Consider the following 606-nt stretch of genomic DNA (forward strand, 5'->3'; position numbering starts at 1 on the left):
GATGCAAGAATGGCCCCCGTGATGTTGTCAGGTATATACCTGCAACGTGCGGGGGTTTTCTCTCTCCAGCAACCAATGCCACCAGGGATAAAGCCCCCGCAACATTGCGCCTCACCGGAACCCTCCGGCTTGCCGCTGATTCTACGACTGTTTTTCCGCTTCGAAATCCATCACTTCTTCACTCTGTGCTGTGCGTTCCGCAGAATATTACCGGCTTGCAACCGTTGCATTTTTCTTACGAAAAAGGCCGCAGAGTTTCACCCCTGCGGCCTGGTCCGGGCGCAAATTGCCATTACGGCAGCCTGACGCCCGCATGACACGTTACTTCCACTTATTCAGCCAGTTCACGATCATACTGGCAAGAATGCCAGCAATGACCGGAGCTGCTAAATCATGCCAGAAGGCCATGCCCAGTTCTGCGAGCGTCATATAGCCGCCTGTGTTGTAATGACAACGTTTCGCGGCTATTCTTGTATTGTTTGGATGCAAGAATGGCCCCCGTGATGTTGTCAGGTATATACCTGCAACGTGCGGGGGTTTTCTCTCTCCAGCAACCAATGCCACCAGGGATAAAGCCCCCGCAACATTGCGCCTCACCGGAACCCT

1 protein-coding gene is annotated in these 606 nt (G+C 53.6%); it reads right to left on the bottom strand.

Going from position 1 to position 606, the window contains the following annotated elements:
* Positions 1–321: 321 nt before the first annotated feature.
* A complete protein-coding gene (locus HEN21_RS22585; RefSeq protein WP_137544262.1) occupies positions 322–429 on the bottom strand; it encodes a type I toxin-antitoxin system toxin Ldr family protein in 108 nt (35 codons plus the stop codon).
* Between the last annotated feature and the right edge of the window lie 177 nt (positions 430–606).

Source organism: Escherichia sp. 93.1518 (genome assembly GCF_013368915.2).
GTDB lineage: Bacteria > Pseudomonadota > Gammaproteobacteria > Enterobacterales > Enterobacteriaceae > Escherichia > Escherichia ruysiae.